This is a genomic window from Erythrobacter sp. (assembly GCF_030066995.1).
Lineage (GTDB): Bacteria > Pseudomonadota > Alphaproteobacteria > Sphingomonadales > Sphingomonadaceae > Erythrobacter.
Window position 1 is genome coordinate 1265807 of sequence record NZ_JASJAP010000001.1, and the last position, 19371, is coordinate 1285177.

Annotated in this window: 29 protein-coding genes; all 29 read right to left on the bottom strand. The window is 61.3% G+C overall.

Annotated elements, in window-relative coordinates; all coding sequences use genetic code 11:
• Positions 1-26 precede the first annotated feature (26 nt).
• Entirely contained in the window at positions 27-1082 is a 1056-nt protein-coding gene (locus tag QNI87_RS06035; RefSeq protein WP_300595219.1) for a DNA-directed RNA polymerase subunit alpha, read from the bottom strand.
• A 131-nt stretch (positions 1083-1213) separates the two neighbouring features.
• Positions 1214-1603 (bottom strand): 30S ribosomal protein S11, encoded by a 390-nt coding sequence (gene rpsK, locus QNI87_RS06040; RefSeq protein WP_007164597.1) that lies wholly within the window; start codon positions 1601-1603, stop codon positions 1214-1216.
• Between the two features lie 62 nt (positions 1604-1665).
• Positions 1666-2034, bottom strand: a complete 369-nt coding sequence (gene rpsM / locus QNI87_RS06045) for a 30S ribosomal protein S13 (protein WP_300595220.1) — start codon at positions 2032-2034, stop codon at positions 1666-1668.
• A gap of 328 nt (positions 2035-2362) precedes the next feature.
• Positions 2363-3100 (bottom strand): SRPBCC family protein, encoded by a 738-nt coding sequence (locus QNI87_RS06050; protein ID WP_300595221.1) that lies wholly within the window; start codon positions 3098-3100, stop codon positions 2363-2365.
• Between the two features lie 76 nt (positions 3101-3176).
• Positions 3177-3821: an adenylate kinase gene (locus tag QNI87_RS06055; protein WP_300595222.1), complete on the bottom strand. Its 645-nt coding sequence runs from the start codon at positions 3819-3821 to the stop codon at positions 3177-3179.
• A 71-nt stretch (positions 3822-3892) separates the two neighbouring features.
• Positions 3893-5257, bottom strand: a complete 1365-nt coding sequence (gene secY, locus QNI87_RS06060) for a preprotein translocase subunit SecY (RefSeq protein WP_300595223.1) — start codon at positions 5255-5257, stop codon at positions 3893-3895.
• A 104-nt stretch (positions 5258-5361) separates the two neighbouring features.
• Complete coding sequence (gene rplO, locus QNI87_RS06065; protein WP_300595224.1) at positions 5362-5853, bottom strand: 50S ribosomal protein L15; 492 nt, start codon at positions 5851-5853, stop codon at positions 5362-5364.
• 128 nt (positions 5854-5981) lie between these two features.
• Positions 5982-6158, bottom strand: coding sequence for a 50S ribosomal protein L30 (rpmD, locus tag QNI87_RS06070; protein WP_300595225.1), 177 nt, complete (start codon positions 6156-6158; stop codon positions 5982-5984).
• 6 nt (positions 6159-6164) lie between these two features.
• A complete protein-coding gene (rpsE, locus tag QNI87_RS06075; RefSeq protein WP_300595332.1) occupies positions 6165-6956 on the bottom strand; it encodes a 30S ribosomal protein S5 in 792 nt (263 codons plus the stop codon).
• A complete protein-coding gene (rplR, locus tag QNI87_RS06080) occupies positions 6956-7300 on the bottom strand; it encodes a 50S ribosomal protein L18 (protein WP_300595226.1) in 345 nt (114 codons plus the stop codon). The genes rpsE and rplR overlap by 1 nt, the downstream gene beginning before the upstream one ends.
• A gap of 1 nt (position 7301) precedes the next feature.
• The gene (rplF, locus tag QNI87_RS06085; RefSeq protein WP_300595227.1) at positions 7302-7835 is read right to left on the bottom strand and encodes a 50S ribosomal protein L6; all 534 of its coding nucleotides are present in this window, start codon (positions 7833-7835) and stop codon (positions 7302-7304) included.
• Positions 7835-8230, bottom strand: coding sequence for a 30S ribosomal protein S8 (gene rpsH / locus QNI87_RS06090; protein WP_300595228.1), 396 nt, complete (start codon positions 8228-8230; stop codon positions 7835-7837). Before rpsH ends, rplF begins: the two co-directional genes overlap by 1 nt.
• A gap of 11 nt (positions 8231-8241) precedes the next feature.
• Entirely contained in the window at positions 8242-8547 is a 306-nt protein-coding gene (gene rpsN, locus QNI87_RS06095; RefSeq protein ID WP_300595229.1) for a 30S ribosomal protein S14, read from the bottom strand.
• Between the two features lie 45 nt (positions 8548-8592).
• Complete coding sequence (gene rplE, locus QNI87_RS06100; protein ID WP_300595230.1) at positions 8593-9168, bottom strand: 50S ribosomal protein L5; 576 nt, start codon at positions 9166-9168, stop codon at positions 8593-8595.
• Complete coding sequence (gene rplX / locus QNI87_RS06105) at positions 9161-9478, bottom strand: 50S ribosomal protein L24 (protein WP_300595231.1); 318 nt, start codon at positions 9476-9478, stop codon at positions 9161-9163. Before rplX ends, rplE begins: the two co-directional genes overlap by 8 nt.
• A 2-nt stretch (positions 9479-9480) precedes the next feature.
• Positions 9481-9849 (bottom strand): 50S ribosomal protein L14, encoded by a 369-nt coding sequence (gene rplN, locus QNI87_RS06110; protein WP_010411138.1) that lies wholly within the window; start codon positions 9847-9849, stop codon positions 9481-9483.
• 74 nt (positions 9850-9923) lie between these two features.
• Positions 9924-10214, bottom strand: coding sequence for a 30S ribosomal protein S17 (rpsQ, locus tag QNI87_RS06115; protein ID WP_300595232.1), 291 nt, complete (start codon positions 10212-10214; stop codon positions 9924-9926).
• Positions 10215-10224: 10 nt separating this feature from the next.
• Positions 10225-10434 (bottom strand): 50S ribosomal protein L29, encoded by a 210-nt coding sequence (gene rpmC, locus QNI87_RS06120; protein ID WP_300595233.1) that lies wholly within the window; start codon positions 10432-10434, stop codon positions 10225-10227.
• Complete coding sequence (rplP, locus tag QNI87_RS06125; protein ID WP_300595234.1) at positions 10434-10871, bottom strand: 50S ribosomal protein L16; 438 nt, start codon at positions 10869-10871, stop codon at positions 10434-10436. Before rplP ends, rpmC begins: the two co-directional genes overlap by 1 nt.
• Positions 10872-10900: 29 nt before the next feature.
• Positions 10901-11596 carry a 30S ribosomal protein S3 gene (rpsC, locus tag QNI87_RS06130; protein WP_300595235.1) on the bottom strand — a complete coding sequence of 232 codons (696 nt, stop codon included), beginning with the start codon at positions 11594-11596 and terminating at the stop codon, positions 10901-10903.
• A gap of 1 nt (position 11597) precedes the next feature.
• A complete protein-coding gene (rplV, locus tag QNI87_RS06135) occupies positions 11598-11978 on the bottom strand; it encodes a 50S ribosomal protein L22 (RefSeq protein ID WP_300595236.1) in 381 nt (126 codons plus the stop codon).
• Positions 11978-12253 carry a 30S ribosomal protein S19 gene (rpsS, locus tag QNI87_RS06140; RefSeq protein WP_300595237.1) on the bottom strand — a complete coding sequence of 92 codons (276 nt, stop codon included), beginning with the start codon at positions 12251-12253 and terminating at the stop codon, positions 11978-11980. Before rpsS ends, rplV begins: the two co-directional genes overlap by 1 nt.
• Before the next feature lie 6 nt (positions 12254-12259).
• Positions 12260-13096, bottom strand: coding sequence for a 50S ribosomal protein L2 (gene rplB, locus QNI87_RS06145; RefSeq protein ID WP_300595238.1), 837 nt, complete (start codon positions 13094-13096; stop codon positions 12260-12262).
• Positions 13097-13110: 14 nt separating this feature from the next.
• Positions 13111-13419, bottom strand: coding sequence for a 50S ribosomal protein L23 (locus QNI87_RS06150; RefSeq protein ID WP_300595239.1), 309 nt, complete (start codon positions 13417-13419; stop codon positions 13111-13113).
• Positions 13412-14035: a 50S ribosomal protein L4 gene (rplD, locus tag QNI87_RS06155; protein WP_300595240.1), complete on the bottom strand. Its 624-nt coding sequence runs from the start codon at positions 14033-14035 to the stop codon at positions 13412-13414. The genes QNI87_RS06150 and rplD overlap by 8 nt, the downstream gene beginning before the upstream one ends.
• A gap of 3 nt (positions 14036-14038) precedes the next feature.
• Positions 14039-14866 carry a 50S ribosomal protein L3 gene (rplC, locus tag QNI87_RS06160; protein ID WP_300595241.1) on the bottom strand — a complete coding sequence of 276 codons (828 nt, stop codon included), beginning with the start codon at positions 14864-14866 and terminating at the stop codon, positions 14039-14041.
• A 275-nt stretch (positions 14867-15141) separates the two neighbouring features.
• A complete protein-coding gene (rpsJ, locus tag QNI87_RS06165) occupies positions 15142-15453 on the bottom strand; it encodes a 30S ribosomal protein S10 (RefSeq protein ID WP_034905023.1) in 312 nt (103 codons plus the stop codon).
• A gap of 432 nt (positions 15454-15885) precedes the next feature.
• Positions 15886-17061: an elongation factor Tu gene (tuf, locus tag QNI87_RS06170; protein WP_300595242.1), complete on the bottom strand. Its 1176-nt coding sequence runs from the start codon at positions 17059-17061 to the stop codon at positions 15886-15888.
• 106 nt (positions 17062-17167) lie between these two features.
• Positions 17168-19300 carry an elongation factor G gene (fusA, locus tag QNI87_RS06175; RefSeq protein ID WP_300595243.1) on the bottom strand — a complete coding sequence of 711 codons (2133 nt, stop codon included), beginning with the start codon at positions 19298-19300 and terminating at the stop codon, positions 17168-17170.
• Between the last annotated feature and the right edge of the window lie 71 nt (positions 19301-19371).

Below are 19371 nucleotides of genomic sequence, written 5' to 3' on the forward strand. Positions count from 1 at the left end.
CTGCTTTCGCAGGAGCGCACAGCTACTTATCCCAGCAGCTCTTGTTCGAGCTTCTTGGCCATTTCCTCGATGTTCTCCGGCGGCCAGCCCGGGATGTCCATGCCAAGACGCAGGCCCATGCTGGAGAGCACTTCCTTGATCTCGTTCAAGGACTTGCGACCGAAATTCGGCGTGCGCAGCATCTCGGCCTCGGTCTTTTGGACCAGATCGCCGATGTAGATTATGTTGTCGTTCTTGAGGCAGTTGGCCGAACGCACCGAGAGCTCCAACTCGTCAACCTTCTTGAGCAGATAACGGTTGAGCTGGTTGGCGTCGTCTTCCTGCGGCTGCGCGGCCTGGCCGATCATCGCGGATTGCGGCTGCGGAATGCCATCCTCGAAGTGGACAAACAGGGTGAGCTGGTCCTGGAGAATGCGCGCGGCGTAGGCCACGGCGTCTTCAGGGGTGACGGTGCCATCGGTTTCGACGGTCAGCGAGAGCTTGTCATAGTCAAGCTCTTGTCCGACGCGGGCGTTCTCGACCTTGTAGCTTACCTGGCGAACCGGCGAGTAGAGCGAATCGACCGGGATCAGGCCGATCGGCGCGTCAGCCGGGCGGTTCTGAACAGCCGGAGCGTAGCCCTTGCCCACGTCCGCGGTCAGTTCCATGTTGAGCGTGGCGCCCTCATCGAGGTGGCACAGGACGAGATCCTTGTTCATCACTTCGATGTCGCCGGTAACCGCGATGTCCCCCGCCTTGACGGTGGCCGGGCCCGTCGCCGACAGCTGCAGGCGCTTGGGGCCTTCGCCTTCCATCTTGAGCGCGATCTGCTTTACGTTGAGGACGATGTCCGTCACATCCTCACGCACGCCAGCGAGCGACGAGAATTCGTGCAGCACATTCTCAATCTTGATCGACGTAATCGCCGCCCCTTGCAAAGAAGAGAGCAGCACGCGGCGAAGAGCGTTGCCAAGCGTAAGGCCAAAGCCACGTTCAAGCGGTTCAGCTACAAATGTGGTCTTGCGCTGCTTGTCGCCGCCTTCTTTGATGTCCAGAGCGTTGGGTTTCTTAAGTTCCTGCCAGTTCTTCGTGTTGACGGACATGGATTTCCCCTAATTCGCTGTATCAGCGGTTCAAATATGTGGTGCGGGCCATTCGGTGCTTCCGAGCCTGGAAGCGGCCTACAAACCCGCGCGGGTGGCGGCAGGAGCGGATGCCGCCAATCCGGGTCGGGTCAGACGCGCCGACGCTTGGACGGGCGAACGCCGTTGTGCGGGATCGGCGTCACATCACGGATCGAGGTGATGTTGAAACCGACGGCCGCCAGTCCGCGAAGCGCGCTTTCGCGGCCCGAGCCAGGGCCCTTGACTTCGACCTCCAGCGTGCGCACGCCATGTTCGGCGGCTTTCTTGCCCGCATCGTCCGCGGCCACCTGGGCTGCGTAGGGCGTCGACTTGCGGCTGCCCTTGAATCCCATCATGCCAGCGCTCGACCAGCTGATCGCGTTGCCTTGCGCGTCGGTGATGGTGATCATAGTGTTGTTGAAGCTGGCGTTGATGTGCGCCACGCCGCTAGTGATGTTCTTGCGGTCGCGGCGTCTTACCTTACCGGGTTCGCGTGCCATAGTCTCGTATCCTTATATCTGAAGGAAGAAGGGAAAAGCGTCTGAGCCGAGAAAGGCCGCGCTTACTTCTTCTTGCCTGCAATCGGCTTCGCCTTGCCCTTGCGGGTGCGGGCGTTTGTGTGCGTGCGCTGGCCGCGAACCGGCAGCTGGTTGCGATGGCGCAGCCCGCGATAGGATCTGAGGTCCATCAGACGCTTGATGTTCATTGCGGTTTCGCGGCGCAGGTCACCCTCGACCTGGTAATCCGCGTCGATCGTTTCCCGAATGCGCAGCACTTCCTCGTCCGTGAGGTCCTGCACGCGCGCGCTGTGCGGAATGCCCAGCTTGTTCGCGATTTCAACAGCCGTCGTGCGACCGATGCCGTGAATGTAGGTGAGCGCGATGATAACGCGCTTGTTGGTGGGGATGTTTACCCCGGCAATACGAGCCACTTAATTCTCCATGCTCCACAGGGGCGGAACGCTTGGCGCCATGGCCCCCATCTCAACGCTCAAACACACAACAGGGGCGAACCCGCCTTCAAATGGCAAGAGTCCGGTTGGCGAATCGCATCGATACCGCCGGCCGGACTTGGTTCGAACCTGTCGAATGAGCGGCGCGCTTACGGCGATTCGGGTCTGACGTCAACCGCCCGCCGCGCAGAATCGCCCGAGCCGCCGATATAGAGCGATCGGATCGTCTTTCAACGGGATAACCCGAAACGCCCGCCCGGTCAAAGCGGGTCGCGCAAGAGCGCCCGCAAAGCTGTGGAGCCAGAAGCTAGACCGATCCTTCGCGCTCACTCAGATCGCCGAAGGCTTCATCGACGCTGAGCCCTTCTGGCTTGGCTTCTTCCGCAGCTGCAGCCCCGTCCTTGAGCGTGTCCTCAGTCTCGATCTTGACCGGTGTATCCGCAGCACCATCGCCTTGGGCCGGATCGTCCTGCGCCACAACCACCTTGCCCAGTTTCGCGGCCAAGCCGGCGAGTTGCAGGCTCATCACCCCATCCACCGCTTTGGAGATGACCGGAATCTCGTAGCGCATGGATCCACCGACATTGTACTCCCAGACAATCCGGGTCCCCTTACCCTGCGGGATGTCAACTTCGGTCAGCGCAATGGTGAGGACACCCGTAACCGGCTCGCTTTGCAGCGGCCCCAACGCCCCCACCATGCGCAAGGCGTTCTCAGGATAGGCCTGGATCACGCGCATGTGCTCAACACTCCCTTCGAGCGTAAACCGACCCGGCTCATCGATTTCGGGGATCTTCTCGCAAAAGCATCCCCCCGCCTGGGGCGTGAGGCGCAAATTGGCTGCATCGGCCGACCAGGTGTGCTGCGAGGACCACCAGTCGGCCGGACTTATGAGAGCCAGCCACGTTTCCTTGAGGTTCGTCTCGACCACCGCCACGTCGCGCGTGACGAAGCCGGCATCGCTGCTCTCGACGACTTCGGCCTGAGCCCGAGCGTCCAGCCCAAGAGCGGCAACAGCCAGCGCAACACAGATCGGTCTTTTCATGATTGCCACTCTCCCTTGCCGCGAGAACCTAAGCGATCTCGAAGAATGGGAAAAGCCCCGTCGCCTGCGACAGAATTCAGGACAGGATCGAGTCGATCGCCTCGGAAACCTCTTCAATCGCTCCCATGCCGTCAATCCGAGACACAAGGCCGCGCTCCTCATAGCCCGGCAGGATGGGCGCGGTCTTGGCGCGGTATTCCTGCATGCGGGTACGCACGGTTTCCTCGTTATCATCCGGGCGGCGTTTGAACTCCACACCGCCGCACGCATCGCACACGCCTTCCACCTGTGGCGGACTTGCCGTGTCGTGATAAAGCGCGCCGCAGTTGGCGCATGAGAAGCGCCCCGTAATGCGCTTGACCAAGGCGTCTTCGTCAACGCCCAGTTCGATCACATGGTCAAGCTTCCGCCCGTTCTTCGCCAGAATGGAGTCGAGGTCGCGCGCCTGGGCGGCGGTGCGCGGATACCCGTCGAAGATTGCGCCCTGTTCAGCGGGCATCGCTGCAAGGTTCTCGTCGATCAGCGAAGAGACGATCGCGTCGGAAACAAGCTCGCCGCGGTCCATCACCGCTTTCGCTTCAAGCCCGACCGGGGTCTGCGCTTTGACAGCGGCGCGAAGCATGTCTCCGGTGGACAATTGCTTCATGCCGTGGCGTTGAACAAGCCCAGCGCTTTGCGTGCCCTTGCCCGCGCCCGGAGGTCCCAGAAGGATGATGTTCATTCTCTCTCCCCGTTAGCCGCGCGCGAAAAGCCCCCGCACGGCCCGATACGCAATCCGGCGTTCGCCATGCGCTATCGCTTGCGGCCTTTCAACTTAGCCTTCTTGATTAGATTGTCATATTGATGCGCAAAGAGATGCGACTGGATCTGCGTGATCGTATCCACGGTCACGTTGACCACGATCAGCAGACTGGTGCCGCCGAGATAGATCGGAATGCCTATTTCGGCGATCATGTATTCGGGCACGACACAGACAAACGTCAGATAAATCGCACCGACCACCGTGATCCGCGTCAGAACATACTCCAGATAGTCGGCGGTACGCTTTCCGGGACGAATGCCGGGAATGAAGCCGCCGTTCTTCTTGAGATTGTCCGCCGTCTCTTCCGGATTGAAGACAACCGCCGTGTAGAAGAAGCAGAAGAAGATGATCCCGATCGCGTAAAGCAGCATGTAAATCGGCTGACCATGCGCGAGGTACTGGTTCAACGTCAGAATGGCCCCGCCAAAGGCGCTGTCGGCGTCAAGCGAACCGCTGGCAAATTGTGAAATCGTAAGCGGCAGGAGCAGCAGCGAGCTGGCAAAGATCGGGGGGATCACGCCCGCCGTGTTGAGCTTGAGCGGGAGGTACTGGTTATCGGCCTGCACCATGCCGCGCTGCGTTGCGCGCTTGGGGTATTGCACCAGCAGGCGCCGCTGCGCGCGCTCGACAAAGCTGATCAGGAGGATGAGACCGATCACCATCACGAGGAAGGCGATGATAATGGCCGGACCAATCGTGCCCGTGCGGCCGCCCTCGAACAGGTTGATGGCAAAGGTGGGGAACTGCGCGACGATCCCCGCCATGATGATCAAGGACACGCCGTTGCCGATCCCGCGAGACGTGATCTGCTCGCCCAGCCACAGCAGGAACATGGTCCCGCCAACCAGACTGATGACCGCGCCGATCCGGAACGCAAAGCCTGGGTTGACGACCGCCTGGATACCGTTTGCGCTCGCAAAGGTCTCAAGGCCCACGGCGAGGAAGTAGCCCTGGATCGCGCAGAGAAAAACCGTGCCGTAGCGCGTGTACTGGTTGAGTTTCTGGCGTCCCGCGGCGCCCTCTTTCTTCAGAGCGGCCAGCGTCGGATGCAAAGCCGAGGCCATTTGCACCACGATCGAGGCGGTGATGTAGGGCATGACGCCGAGCGCGATGAGGCTCATGCGCTCCAGGCTTCCGCCAGAGAAAGTGTTGAACAGCTCCGCCACGCCCCCGCGCGCGAGCTCCGCCAGATCCTGCAAAGCGGCCGGGTTGACGCCGGGAAGCGGCACGAAGCTCAAAAACCGGAAGACGATCAGCGCGCCCAGCGTAAACCAGATCCGCTGACGCAGCTCGGTCGCCTGCGCGAAATTGCCAAGGTTAAGGTTGCTGGCGACGTTGTCTGCGCGTGATGCCATTTTGGGTCTTTATCCTGGTCCTCTGCCGACCAGAGGCCAGCTTAGAGGGGATACGTAGGAAGCGGGAGCCCTCTTGTCGAACCCCCGCCCCACGTTTTGTTCGATTATTCGCTGTCAGCGACGGCTTCCGTCTTCGCCGGAGCGGTCACTTCGACGCTGCCGCCAGCCTTCTCGACCGCAACAATGGCGCCCTTGGTAGCACCGGTCACAACGAACTTGGCCTTGGCCTTGATCTCGCCCTTGCCGAGCAGTTTGACCCCGTCCTGGCCGCCGCGCACAAGACCTGCTTCGCGAAGGACCTCTTCGGTGATGTCCTTCTTCGCATCGAGCTTCTTCGCGTCGATGAACTTCTGGACCATGCCGATGTTCACTTCGGCAAAATCCTTGCCAAACGGATTGTTGAAGCCGCGCTTCGGGATGCGCATGTGCAGCGGCATCTGGCCGCCTTCAAAGCCCTTGATCGCGACGCCCGAACGGCTCTTCTGGCCCTTCTGGCCGCGTGCAGCGGTTTTGCCTTTGCCCGAGCCGATACCACGGCCCACGCGCATGCGACCCTTGCGGGCTCCGGCGTTATCTTTGATTTCGTTCAGTTTCATGATTGCACTCGCTTTCGCTTTTCTTCGCGCTGAAATGGTGCCGCCGGAGGATCGCAGTACGAACCGGATCGCCTCTTTACCGGCAGGCGGACAAACTACCCTGTCGCGGCGGCGCGGCTAATATAGTGTTACTCCACGATCTCGACCAGATGCGGGATCTTCGCGACCGCGCCACGCACCTCGGGGGTGTCCTGGCGTTCGACAATCTTGTGCATCTTGTTGAGGCCCAGGCCGATCAGGATCTTGCGCTGACCTTCGGGGCGACGGATCGGCGAACCGATCTGCTTGATCTTGATGGTAGCCATCGTCTGTTACTCCACAATAGCCGCAGCGTCGGCTTCGGCCTCGACCGCGCTCGCACCGCCGCGCCCCAGCAGGTCGGCAACCTTCTTGCCGCGACGCTGAGCGACCGACTTCGGCGAAGTCTGGTCCTGCAGCGCCTCGAAGGTGGCGCGGATCATGTTGTAGGGGTTCGACGTGCCGACCGACTTGGTGACAACGTCAGCGACGCCCAGGCTCTCGAACACAGCACGCATCGGACCACCGGCGATGATGCCGGTTCCCGGAGGCGCGGTGCGCACGGTGACCTTGCCCGCACCGAAACGGCCATTGCCATCATGGTGCAGTGTGCGACCTTCCTTGAGCGGGACGCGGATCATTTTCTTGCGCGCCGCAGCGGTTGCCTTGGTGATCGCCTCGGGCACTTCGCGCGCCTTGCCGTGACCAAAGCCGACACGGCCCTGACCATCGCCAACAACCACGAGCGCGGCAAAGCCGAAGCGCTTACCGCCCTTTACGGTCTTGGAGACGCGGTTGATGTGCACCAGCTTTTCGATGATGCCGTCATCTTCTTCCTCGCGCCGCCCGCGGCCACCGTCACGGCCTCCGCGACCGCGACCACGACCGCCTTCACGGTTGCCACCACGTCCACGTCCACGGCCCTGTTGTTGTGGCTGCTCTGCGGGAGCGGCTTCAGCAGGAGTGGCCTCGGCAGGAGCAACATCGGCGGCGGGTGCAGCCTCGGGTGCGGCTTCAGGGGTTGCAGCGGCTTCGACCGGCGTTTCGGTTTCCGCTTCAGGGGTTTTCTTTTCATCAGCCATAATCAGAACTCCAGCCCGCCTTCGCGAGCGGCATCAGCCAGCGCCTTGACGCGGCCATGAAACAGGAACCCACCGCGATCGAACACGACGCTCGTCACACCCGCTTTCTTCGCGGCTGCGGCGATGTCCTTGCCGACCTTCGAGGCAGCGTCGATATTCGCGCCGCTGGACTTTTCACCGAGCGTCGAAGCGGCTGCGACCGTCTTGCCCTGCGCGTCGTCGATGATCTGCGCGTAGATATGCTTGCCGGTGCGGTGCACGCTCAGCCGCGGTTTGTCGCCTGCGCGGGCGCGCAGAGCGGTGCGCACACGGCGGCGACGGCGTTCAAAAAGAGAAAGCTTTGCCATCTTACTTCTTCTTCCCTTCCTTGCGGAAGATATACTCGCCGCGATATTTGATGCCTTTGCCCTTATAGGGTTCAGGCTTGCGCCATTCGCGGATCTCAGCGGCAAACTGGCCAACCGCCTGTTTGTCGATGCCGCTGATTTCAACAGTGGTCTGATCCGGGGTCTTCACCTCGATGCCCTCGGGCACGTCCAGATCGACGTCGTGGCTGAAACCAAGCTCGAGCTTCAAGGTCTTGCCCTGCGCCTTGGCGCGGTAGCCGACGCCCGAGATTTCAAGCGTCTTCGAGAAGCCCTCGGTCACGCCTTCAACCAGGTTCGACACCAGCGTGCGCTGCATGCCCCAATAGGAGCGCGCCTGCTTCGTATCGTTGGCCGGGTTGACCTGGATCTCGCCCTCTTCGACCTTGTAGTCGATGAGATCGGACAGGCCCATCGAAAGGGTACCCTTCGGCCCCTTCACGCTGAGCGTGCCTTCCTTGATCTCGGCCGTCACCCCGGCGGGGATCGGGACGGCCTTTTTACCAATGCGGCTCATCAGAACACCTCCGCGAGCACTTCGCCACCGACATTGCTCTCGCGAGCCTCGGCGTCCGAAAGGACACCGCGCGGGGTCGAAACGATGGTGATGCCCAGGCCGTTGCGCACGCTCGGCAGTTCCTTCGAACCCGAGTAGATACGACGGCCCGGCTTGGAGACGCGCGCGACGTGCTTGATCGCCGGCTCGCCTTCGAAATACTTCAGTTCGATCCGCAGCGCCTTGTGAGGGCCGGTCTCGTCTTCGCTGTAGCCACGGATGTAGCCTTCGCGTTGAAGCACTTCGAGAACGTTCGCACGCAGCTTGGAAGCGGGCGAGAGAACGCTGTCCTTCTTCGCCTGCTGGCCGTTGCGGATGCGGGTGAGCATATCACCCAGAGGATCGGTCATAGCCATCTGTTACTTCCTCACCAGCTCGACTTGGTCACACCGGGGATCAGGCCCTTATTGGCCAGATCGCGCAGTTCGATACGGTTGAGACCAAACTTGCGGTAATAGCCGCGCGGGCGGCCAGTGGTGGCGCAGCGATTGCGCACCCGGGTCGGGTTTGCGTTGCGCGGAATCTCCGCCATCTTCAGACGCGCGATCAGACGCTCGCTTTCATCAAGCGTTTCGTCATCGGCAATCGCCTTCAGCTTCTCGTACTTCGCTGCGTACTTTTTCACGAGCTTCTTGCGACGCTCATTCTTGTTGATCGAACTCAGTTTCGCCATTGGACTTAAGCTCTCTTCTTCTCTGTCTTGTTCATTGAAGACCGCTCACGCGGCCTTCTTGGCCTCGGCGTCGCCCTGGAAGGGGAAGCCAAAGAGGCGCAGCAATTCGCGCGCTTCTTCATCGGTTTTCGCGGTGGTCGTGACGATGATGTCCATGCCACGCACCTTGTCGATCTTGTCGTAGCTGATCTCCGGGAACACGATCTGCTCCTTGAGACCCATCGCGTAATTGCCACGACCATCGAACGACCTGGCGTTCAGGCCACGAAAGTCACGGATGCGCGGCATGGCCACGGTCACCAGACGATCGAGGAATTCGAACATGCGATCACGGCGCAGGGTTACCTTGCAACCGATCGGCATGCCTTCGCGCAATTTGAACTGCGCGATCGACTTCTTCGCCTTGGTGATAACCGGCTTCTGACCAGCGATCAGCGCCATTTCCTCAGCAGCCGTCTGGACCTTCTTCTTGTCCTGGCTGGCCTCGCCCACACCCATATTGAGCGTGATCTTCTCCAGCTTGGGCACCTGAAGACGGTTCGTGTAGCCGAACTTCTCGGTCATGGCCTTGACGATGTGCTCGTCATATTTGGCCTTCATGCGAGGGGTGTAATCAGCCATCGATGGTCTCCCCACTCTTAACGGCGACACGCACCTTCTTGCCATCCTTCTCTTCGAAGCGGACACGCGTGGGCGTGCCATCCTTGGGATCGGCCACAGCAACCTTCGAGATGGGCATCGGCGCAGGCCTGCGCTCAATACCACCTTGCGGGTTTTGCTGGGTCGGCTTGTTATGACGGGTGATCACGTTGATGCCTTCGACGATGACCTTGCCGTCCTTGGGCATGACCTTCTCGACCGTGCCGGTGCGGCCCTTGTCCTTGCCCGACAGCACGACGACGCTGTCGCCCTTCTTGATTCTGGCTGCCATGGTCAGAGCACCTCCGGCGCGAGCGAAATGATCTTCATGAAGCCGCGTCCGCGCAGCTCGCGCACCACCGGGCCAAAGATGCGGGTGCCGATCGGCTCCTCGCTCTTGTTGACCAACACCGCGGCGTTGCTGTCAAAGCGGATCACGCTGCCATCGGGACGGCGAACGTCCTTCTTGGTGCGAACGATCACGGCGCGGTGAACGTCGCCCTTCTTGACCTTCGCGCGCGGCTGAGCCTCTTTCACAGAGACCACGATCACGTCGCCAACGGAGGCAAACCGGCGCTTCGAGCCGCCCAGCACCTTGATGCACTGGACGCGCTTGGCGCCGCTATTGTCCGCGACGTCGAGATTGGATTGCATCTGGATCATGGATCCGGTTCCTTCTCTTGGCTTGCCGGGACACCCGATACTGACCGGGGCTCGGCAGTTCCTCGTCTAACTAATCAGCTACGGGCCGCCTCGACATCGAGATCGGCTTCGACCGCCTGCACTCCGCCAGAAACCACACGGTCCTTGACCATCCAGGTTTTCGTTTTCGAGATCGGCTTGGTCTCTTCGATGCGCACAACGTCGCCAAGCGTGTACTCGTTGGCTTCGTCGTGAGCGTGATACTTCTTCGAGCGGCGGATGATCTTCCCGTAAAGCGGGTGCTTCACCTTGCGCTCGACCAGAACGGTCACGGTTTTGTCGGTCTTGTCGGAAGTGACAGTCCCGATCAGGATACGTTTCGGCATTGTCTACTCCTTACGCCTGTTTCGCAGCAGCCGCCGCGCGCTCGTTCTGGAGCGTCTTGATCTGCGCGATGTGGCGACGCACTTCGCGAACGCGGCTTGGGCGCTCGAGCTGGTTCGTCGCCGCCTGGAAGCGCAGGTTGAACTGCTCGCGCTTGAGCTCGGTAAGCTCAACCGCCAGCTGGTCGTCGGTCTTCGTGCGAAGGTCTGCGATATCAGCCATTACTTGTCACCTCCCAGGTGTGAAGTGTCGCCAAAGCGGGCCACGACCTTCGTCTTGATCGGCAGCTTCATGGCGGCGCGTTCGAACGCGAGCGCGGCAACCTGGCCGTCAACGCCATCGAGTTCGAACAGGATACGGCCCGGCTTCACACGCGCGGCCCAGTATTCCACCGAGCCCTTGCCCTTACCCTGACGCACTTCGGCCGGCTTCTTGGACACCGGCACGTCCGGGAAGACGCGGATCCACAGGCGGCCCTGACGACGCATGGCGCGGGTGATCGCCCGGCGAGCCGCTTCGATCTGGCGCGCGGTGATCCGCTCCGGCTCAAGCGCCTTGAGACCGTAGGAGCCAAAGTTCAGCGTGGTGCCGCCTTTGGCGTTACCCTTGATCTTGCCCTTGAAGGCCTTGCGGTATTTGGTTTTCTTCGGTTGAAGCATTGTCTCTTACCTATTCAGCGGTCCCTCGCTCAGCGCGCGGGACGCACTCCCGAAGTTTGCGATTCCATCATCAGGCGGTCCTGAGCGGTCGGATCGTGACCGAGGATTTCGCCTTTGAAGACCCACACCTTGATGCCGATAATGCCGTAAGCGGTGAGCGCCTCGGCTTCGGCGTAGTCGATGTTGGCGCGCAGCGTGTGCAGCGGCACGCGGCCTTCGCGATACTGCTCGACGCGGGCGATTTCAGCGCCGCCCAGACGGCCACCGCACACGATCTTGATGCCTTCAGCGCCCAGACGCATGGCAGACTGCATGGCGCGCTTCATCGCGCGGCGGAAAGCCACCCGGCGAATGAGCTGATCGGCGATACCCTGGGCGACGAGCTTGGCGTCGATTTCCGGCTTGCGGATCTCAACGATGTTCAGCTTCACTTCGCTCTCGGTCATGGTCGAAAGCTTCGCGCGCAGCTTTTCGATGTCTGCGCCCTTCTTGCCGATGATGACACCCGGGCGAGCCGCGTAGATCGAAACGCGGCACAGCTTGGCCGGACGCTCGATCACCACCTTGGAGATCGCCGCCTGCGGCAGCGTCTTGGTGATGTAGTTGCGGATCTCGATATCTTCCTTGAGCTGGCCAGCGTAGTCGCGGCCTTCCGCGTACCAGCGGCTGTCCCAGGTGCGGTTGATCTGCAGGCGCAGACCGATCGGATTGCTCTTCTGGCCCATATTACGCCTCTTCTTCCTGCTCGCGCACAACGATGCGCAGCTTGCTGAACGGCTTCAGGATGCGGGTCGACTTGCCGCGACCGCGCGTGTGGAAGCGCTTCATGGTGATCGACTTGCCCACGCTCGCTTCGGCGACGACCAGCGCGTCGACGTCGAGATCGTGGTTGTTTTCCGCATTGGCGATCGCCGATGCGAGAACCTTCTTGGCATCCTTGGCCATTCCCCGTTTGGAGAATTCGAGGATGTTGAGAGCGTCCTCGGCCTTCTTGCCGCGGATCAGCTGCGCGACAAGGTTCAGCTTCTGAGCCGAGCCACGGATCTGCGTGCCGACAGCCAGCGCCTCGTTATCAGCGACGCGGCGGGGTGCTTTTGCCTTGCCCATTATCGCTTGCCCTTCTTGTCGGCCGCATGGCCCGGGAAGTTGCGCGTGGGCGCGAACTCGCCAAGCTTGTGGCCGACCATTTCTTCCGAAACGGAAACGGGGATGAATTTCTGACCGTTGTAAACGTTGAACGTGAGCCCGACGAACTGCGGCAGGATGGTGGAGCGACGCGACCAGGTCTTGATCGGCTTGGTGCTGCTCGCTTCCTGCGCGTCCTCTGCCTTCTTTAGCAGGCTGAGTTCGACAAACGGACCTTTCCAGACGGAACGTGCCATCGTCTCTTACCTCTTCTTCTTCGCGTGCCGCGAACGGATAATCATCTTGTCCGTCTGCTTGTTCTTGCGGGTGCGCGCACCCTTGGTCGGCTTGCCCCACGGGGTGACCGGGTGACGGCCACCGGAGGTACGCCCTTCACCACCACCGTGCGGGTGATCGACCGGGTTCTTGGCGACACCGCGCGTCAGCGGGCGACGACCCTTCCAGCGGGTGCGCCCCGCTTTGCCGAAATTCTGGTTCTGGTTGTCGGGGTTCGAGACCGCGCCAACCGTGCCCATGCAATCAGCCCGCAGATAACGCTGCTCGCCCGAGTTCAGACGAACGATAACCATCCCGCGATCACGACCGACAAGCTGGACATACGCGCCTGCCGAACGAGCGATCTGCCCGCCCTTGCCCGGCTTCATCTCGACATTGTGGCAGATCGTGCCGACCGGCATCTGACCCAGCAGCATGGCGTTGCCCGGCTTCGTGTCGGTCTTCTCGCCAGCCACCACCGTGTCGCCAACAGCGAGGCGCTGCGGGCAGATGATGTAAGCCAGTTCGCCGTCTTCGTACTTGATCAGCGCGATGAAAGCGGTGCGGTTGGGGTCGTATTCGATCCGCTCCACGGTCGCGGGGACATCCCATTTGCGACGCTTGAAGTCGATAAAACGATACTTCTGCTTGTGACCGCCCGCAATGCCGCGCGAGGTCACGTGACCCTTGTTGTTGCGGCCACCGGTCTTGCGCTTGCCCTCGGTGAGCGACTTGACCGGGCCACCTTTGTGAAGGCCCGATTTATCGACCAGGATCAGGCCGCGGCGCGCCGGGCTTGTCGGTTTGTAGTTCTTGAGTGCCATTGTTCTCTATGCCCTCAGATACCGGTGGTGATGTCGATCATCTCGCCATCCGCGAGAGTGACGACCGCCTTCTTGAAGTCCGAACGCTTGTAGGGCTTGCCCCGCCAGCGCTTCGTCTTTCCCTTGGTGAGGATCGTGTTCACCGAGGCGACCTTCTTGTCGTAGATCGCCTCGACCGCTTCCTTGATCTGCGGCTTGGTCGCGTCGTTCGCGACCTTGAACACAACCGCGTTATTCTCCGAGGCCAGCGTTGACTTCTCGGTGATATGCGGCGCGAGGATCACATCGTAGTGACGCGGATCGATGCCGTCCTTCTTAGCCATTGAAACGCGCCTCCAGTTTGGCGACCGCGTCCTTGGTGAGGACCAGCGTGTCGTGGTTGAGGATGTCGTAAACGTTGGCGCCCGCAGCCGGCATCACGTTGACGCCCACCAGGTTGCCCGCCGCCTTCGCAAAGCCGTCATTCACCGCCTCGCCGTCGATGACCAGAACCTTGCCAGCAAGGCCCGCCTTGTCGAAGTGGCCCTTGAGCGCCTTCGTCTTGGCTTCCTTGAGATCGAGGCTGTCGAGAACGACCAGACCGTCCTTGGCCTTGGTCGACAAGGCCATCTTGAGGCCGAGCGCGCGCACCTTCTTGTTCAGCGACGGATTGAAGTCGCGCTTGCGAGCGCCATGCGCCTTGCCGCCGCCGATAAAGATCGGAGCGCCGCGATCGCCGTGCCGCGCGCCGCCCGAACCCTTCTGGGCGCCGAACTTCTTGCCGGTGCGAGCGACGTCGGACCGCTCGCGCGTCGGACGCGCTGTCGCACGGCGCTTTTCAAGTTGCCACGTGACGACACGGTGCAGGATGTCCGCGCGCGGCTCTACGCCGAACACGTCATCGCTAAGCTCGATATCGCCCGAGGCCTTGCCGTCGATTTTCTGGACCTTCACCTTCATGGCTTAGTCTTCCTTCTTCTCGTCCGCAGCCGGAGCGTCGGTCGCGCCGCCATTCTCGGCAGCGGCTTCTTCAGCCTGGCTGGGAACCTCGGTCGCCGGGTCGGTCACCTTGACCTCTTCCTCGGCAGCCGGTGCATCGTTGGCGGGCGATGCCGTGTCGCGCACTGCGCCCGGGAACGGCACGTCAGCGGGCATCGGCAGCTTGATCGCGTCGCGAACCAGCAGCCAGCCATTCTTCGAGCCCGGCACCGAGCCCTTGATGAACAGCAGGCCGCGCTCGGCGTCGGTGCGAACCACTTCGAGGTTCATCTGAGTGCGCTGGCGATCACCCATGTGACCGGCCATCTTCTTGCCCTTGAACACGCGGCCCGGATCCTGGCGGTTACCCGTCGAACCGTGCGAACGGTGCGAGATCGAAACGCCGTGCGTCGCGCGCAGACCGCCGAAGCCCCAGCGCTTCATCGCGCCCGCAAAGCCCTTGCCCTGCGTATGCCCGGTGATGTCGACCTTCTGACCGGCAATGAAGTGCTCGGCGCTGATCAGCGAACCGACCGGCACGAGGCCCTCTTCATTCTCCACGCGGAATTCGGCCACGCGCTTCTTGAGGCCAACTCCGGCCTTGCCGAAGTGCTCGCGCTGCGGCTTTGCCACGTTCTTCTGCTTCGCTTCGCCCGCGCCGAGCTGAACGGCGAAATAGCCATCCGTATCGGCGGTGCGGTGCGAGACAACCTGGCAGTCTTCCAAAGCGAGAACGGTGACGGGCACGTGCCGTCCGTCCTCCTGGAAGAGGCGGGTCATCCCAACCTTCTTTGCGATCACGCCAGTGCGCATCGTCTTTACTCCTTACAGAGGCACCAAGGAGACCATCCCCAAGGTGCGTGCGGATCTTTCGATCCTGTTCGGCCCAAATTTTTCGCTACGCCCCGTCCGGGCTGATGCCGCCCCACACCGATTGGCGGGTTTGGCGAGACGGAGGACGCAGCCCGAGCATACTCGGCGGTATCCAATTTCTCCTCGAAGGACTTTGCCTTCGTGCGTTCCTGCGAAAGCAGGAACCCAGTGCCTGACACACTGGACCCCGGATCAAGTCCGGGGATCACCCACCATTAGGCGAGCTTGATCTCAACATTCACGCCAGCGGCCAGATCGAGCTTCATCAGCGCGTCGACCGTCTGGGCGTTGGGCTGCACGATGTCGAGCAGCCGCTTGTAGGTGCGCACCTCGAACTGCTCGCGCGACTTCTTGTCGATATGCGGGCCGCGGTTCACGGTGAACTTCTCAATGCGCGTCGGGAGGGGAATGGGGCCGCGAATAAGCGCGCCAGTGCGCCGAGCCGTGTCTGCAATCTCGCCAGTCGCCTGGTCGAGAACGCGGTGGTCAAACGCCTTGAGGCGAATACGAATATTCTGAGCTTCCATTACCTACACCGATGCGAAAGAGCCGAGATGGGTTGCCCCATCCAAACAAAAACAAAAGGCCGGCCCCACTTGCCCTAACCCCGGTACTTCCGGAAGGCTTAGCGGGCGGCCTTACAAAATTGCGTGTTCGAGAACGAATCCTCGTCCTCGTGTGGACGCGCGTATATCGATGAGGCCCTAGGGATGCAACCCAAAATCCTACAGAGATGTTACGCGTTTTTTGTTGGTTGCTTGCCAGGCCACCCTCTCCCCTGCCCTTCGTACCCCCATGGTATGCACTAAGGGGTGCGAAGGACGGGGGAGAGGGTGGCGGAGGCCAGCCCAAACAAAGAAGGCGCCTCAGACAAAATGGGGTCCGGCTCACTTTTGCGAGCCGGACCCCGAATGTCCAATCAGCCTTCGCGCTTGGCTAAGGCCGAAACCCTGACGGGCTTACTTGGTGATCTTGGCAACGACGCCCGAACCCACCGTGCGGCCACCTTCGCGGATCGCGAAACGCAGACCTTCGTCCATGGCGATCGGCGCGATCAGCTTGACGTTGATCGTCACGTTGTCGCCCGGCATCACCATCTCGGTGCCTTCGGGAAGGATCACTTCGCCGGTGACGTCGGTGGTGCGGAAGTAGAACTGCGGACGGTAGTTCGCAAAGAACGGCGTGTGACGACCGCCCTCGTCCTTCGACAGAACGTAGACCTCGGCGCTGAACTCGGTGTGCGGCGTAACCGAACCCGGCTTGGCCAGAACCTGACCACGCTCGACTTCGTCACGGGCAACACCACGGATCAGAGCACCGATGTTGTCGCCGGCTTCACCCGAATCGAGCAGCTTGCGGAACATTTCGACGCCGGTGACGGTCGTCTTGGTGGTGTCCTTGATGCCGACGATCTCGACTTCGTCGCCAACGTTCACAACGCCGGTCTCGACACGGCCGGTAACAACCGTACCACGACCCGAGATCGAGAACACGTCTTCGATCGGCATCAGGAAGTCCTGGTCGACCGGACGGTCGGGCTGCGGAATGTACTCATCGACGGCCTTCATCAGTTCGCGAACCGAGTTCTCGCCGATTTCCGGATCACGGCCTTCGAGAGCGGCCAGAGCCGAACCCTTGATGATGGGGATTTCATCGCCATCGAAGCCATATTCGCTGAGGAGTTCGCGCACTTCGAGTTCGACGAGCTCGAGGATTTCCTCATCGTCGACCTGGTCGACCTTATTCATGTAGACAACCAGAGCCGGAACGCCGACCTGACGGGCGAGCAGGATGTGCTCACGGGTCTGCGGCATGGGGCCATCGGCGGCGTTCACAACCAGGATCGCACCGTCCATCTGAGCGGCGCCGGTGATCATGTTCTTCACATAGTCGGCGTGGCCCGGGCAGTCGACGTGAGCGTAGTGACGCGCGTCGGTTTCGTACTCGACGTGGGCGGTCGAAATCGTGATGCCGCGCTCGCGCTCTTCGGGAGCCTTGTCGATGTTGGCGAAATCAACCGCCGAACCCATGACCTTCGTGATCGCCGCTGTCAGCGTGGTCTTGCCATGGTCAACGTGACCGATGGTGCCGATGTTGCAGTGCGGCTTGTTACGCTCAAACTTTTCCTTCGCCATTTTTCCGTATTACCTTCTCTTGGAATTTTGAATTTCTGCGGGGGAAAGGGCGGACCCCCAGACGCTCTGTCTGAATCAGGCGCCGCCCCTAGCCGTGCTTGCGCTGTTAAGCAAGCTTCTCCTTGACCTTCTGCGCCTCGCTCGAGGGGACTTCGTCATAGTGCGAGAACTGCATCGTGTACTGCGCCCGCCCTTGCGTGAACGAACGCAGTTCGTTCACATAGCCGAACATGTTGGCGAGCGGCACGAACGCCTCAACCGCTTGGGCGTTGCCGCGGCTGTCGGTTCCCTGGATCTGGCCGCGACGGCTGTTGAGGTCGCCGATCACGTCGCCGAGGTAATCCTCGGGCGTGACGACCTCGACTTTCATGATCGGCTCAAGCAGCTTGATCCCGGCTTTCTCGGCCGCCTCGCGCATCGCGCCGCGTCCGGTGATTTCGAACGCCACGGTGCTGGAATCGACGTCGTGATACTTGCCGTCGATCAGGCGGATCGTGAAGTCGATGATCGGGAACCCGATCATGTAACCGCTCTCGGCCTGCTCGCGCATGCCCTTCTCGACGCTGGGGATATATTCCTTCGGAATGTTACCGCCTTTGATCTCGTCTTCGAAGATGATGCCCTGACCGCGCTCGCCCGGAGTGAGGACGACCTTGGCCTCGCCGAACTGACCCGAGCCACCCGACTGCTTCTTGTGGGTGTAGGTGAGCTCGACCTCACGGCCCAGCGCTTCGCGGTAGGCCACCTGCGGCGCGCCCACATTCGCCTCGACCTTGAACTCGCGCTTCATGCGATCGACCAGGATGTCGAGGTGAAGCTCGCCCATGCCCTTGATGATCGTCTGACCGCTCTCGTGGTCCGTGGTCACGCGGAAGCTGGGATCCTCGGCCGCCAGGCGGTTGAGCGCAACGCCCATCTTCTCCTGGTCGGCCTTGGTCTTGGGCTCCACCGACAGCTCGATAACCGGATCGGGGAATTCCATCCGCTCAAGAATGATCGGAGCGCTCGGCGCGCACAGCGTATCGCCGGTCGTCGTCTCCTTCAGACCCGCAATCGCGACGATATCGCCCGCAAACGCCTCATCGATGTCCTCGCGGTTATTCGAGTGCATCAGCAGCATGCGGCCGATCTTTTCCTTCTTGTCCTTCACCGAGTTCAGCACGCTGCCCTTGGTGAGCTGACCCGAGTAGATGCGGGTGAAGGTGAGCGAGCCCACGAAGGGATCGTTCATGATCTTGAACGCCAGCGCGGAGAACGGCGCGTTGTCGTCGGACGGACGCTCATCCTCCTCGTCGCTGTCGGGCTTGACGCCCTTGATCGCCGGCACGTCGAGCGGGCTCGGCATGTAGTCGACCACCGCATCGAGCAGGGGCTGCACGCCCTTGTTCTTGAACGCCGAGCCGCACAGCACCGGCACGAAATCGCGCGCCATCGTGCCCTTGCGGATAAGGCGCTTGATCGTCGCGACGTCCGGCTCCTCGCCCTCAAGGTATTCCATCATCACATCGTCGTCCTGCTCGACAACGGTCTCGAGCAGCTTCTCGCGATACTCAGCGGCCTTGTCGGCGAGATCATCGGGGATCGGGACGTGCTTGTAGCTTGCGCCCAGACCTTCCGATTCCCACACGATGCCGCGATTGCCGACGAGGTCGACCACGCCCTGAAGATCGCTCTCTGCGCCGATCGGCAGGTAGAGCACCAGAGGCGTCGCGCCCAGGCGATCAATAATCGACTGCACGCAGTAGTAAAAGTCGGCGCCGGTGCGATCGAGCTTGTTGATAAAACACATCCGAGGAACGCCGTATTTGTCGGCCTGGCGCCAGACGGTTTCGGATTGGGGTTCAACACCAGCGACACCATCGAATACTGCAACCGCGCCATCGAGTACTCGCAGACTGCGTTCGACTTCAATGGTGAAGTCCACGTGACCTGGAGTGTCGATAATATTGATGCGATGCTTTTCAGTATTCGCGCGAAGACCTTCGGGCGAGGACATCGGGTCCATGCTCGCATCTTCGGCGTTCCAGAACGTGGTCGTCGCCGCCGAGGTGATCGTGATCCCGCGCTCCTGCTCCTGCTCCATCCAGTCCATCGTCGCCGCGCCATCGTGCACTTCGCCGATCTTGTAGGACTTGCCGGTGTAATACAGAATACGCTCGGTCGTGGTGGTCTTGCCGGCATCGATGTGCGCCATGATGCCGATATTGCGATAGCGCTCCAGCGGGTAATCGCGGGCCATAATCTGTTCCTCAAGTGGTGGGGCGGTCCGGTGTTGGATCGCGCCCCATATAGTTACGAGTGTGACGAGTT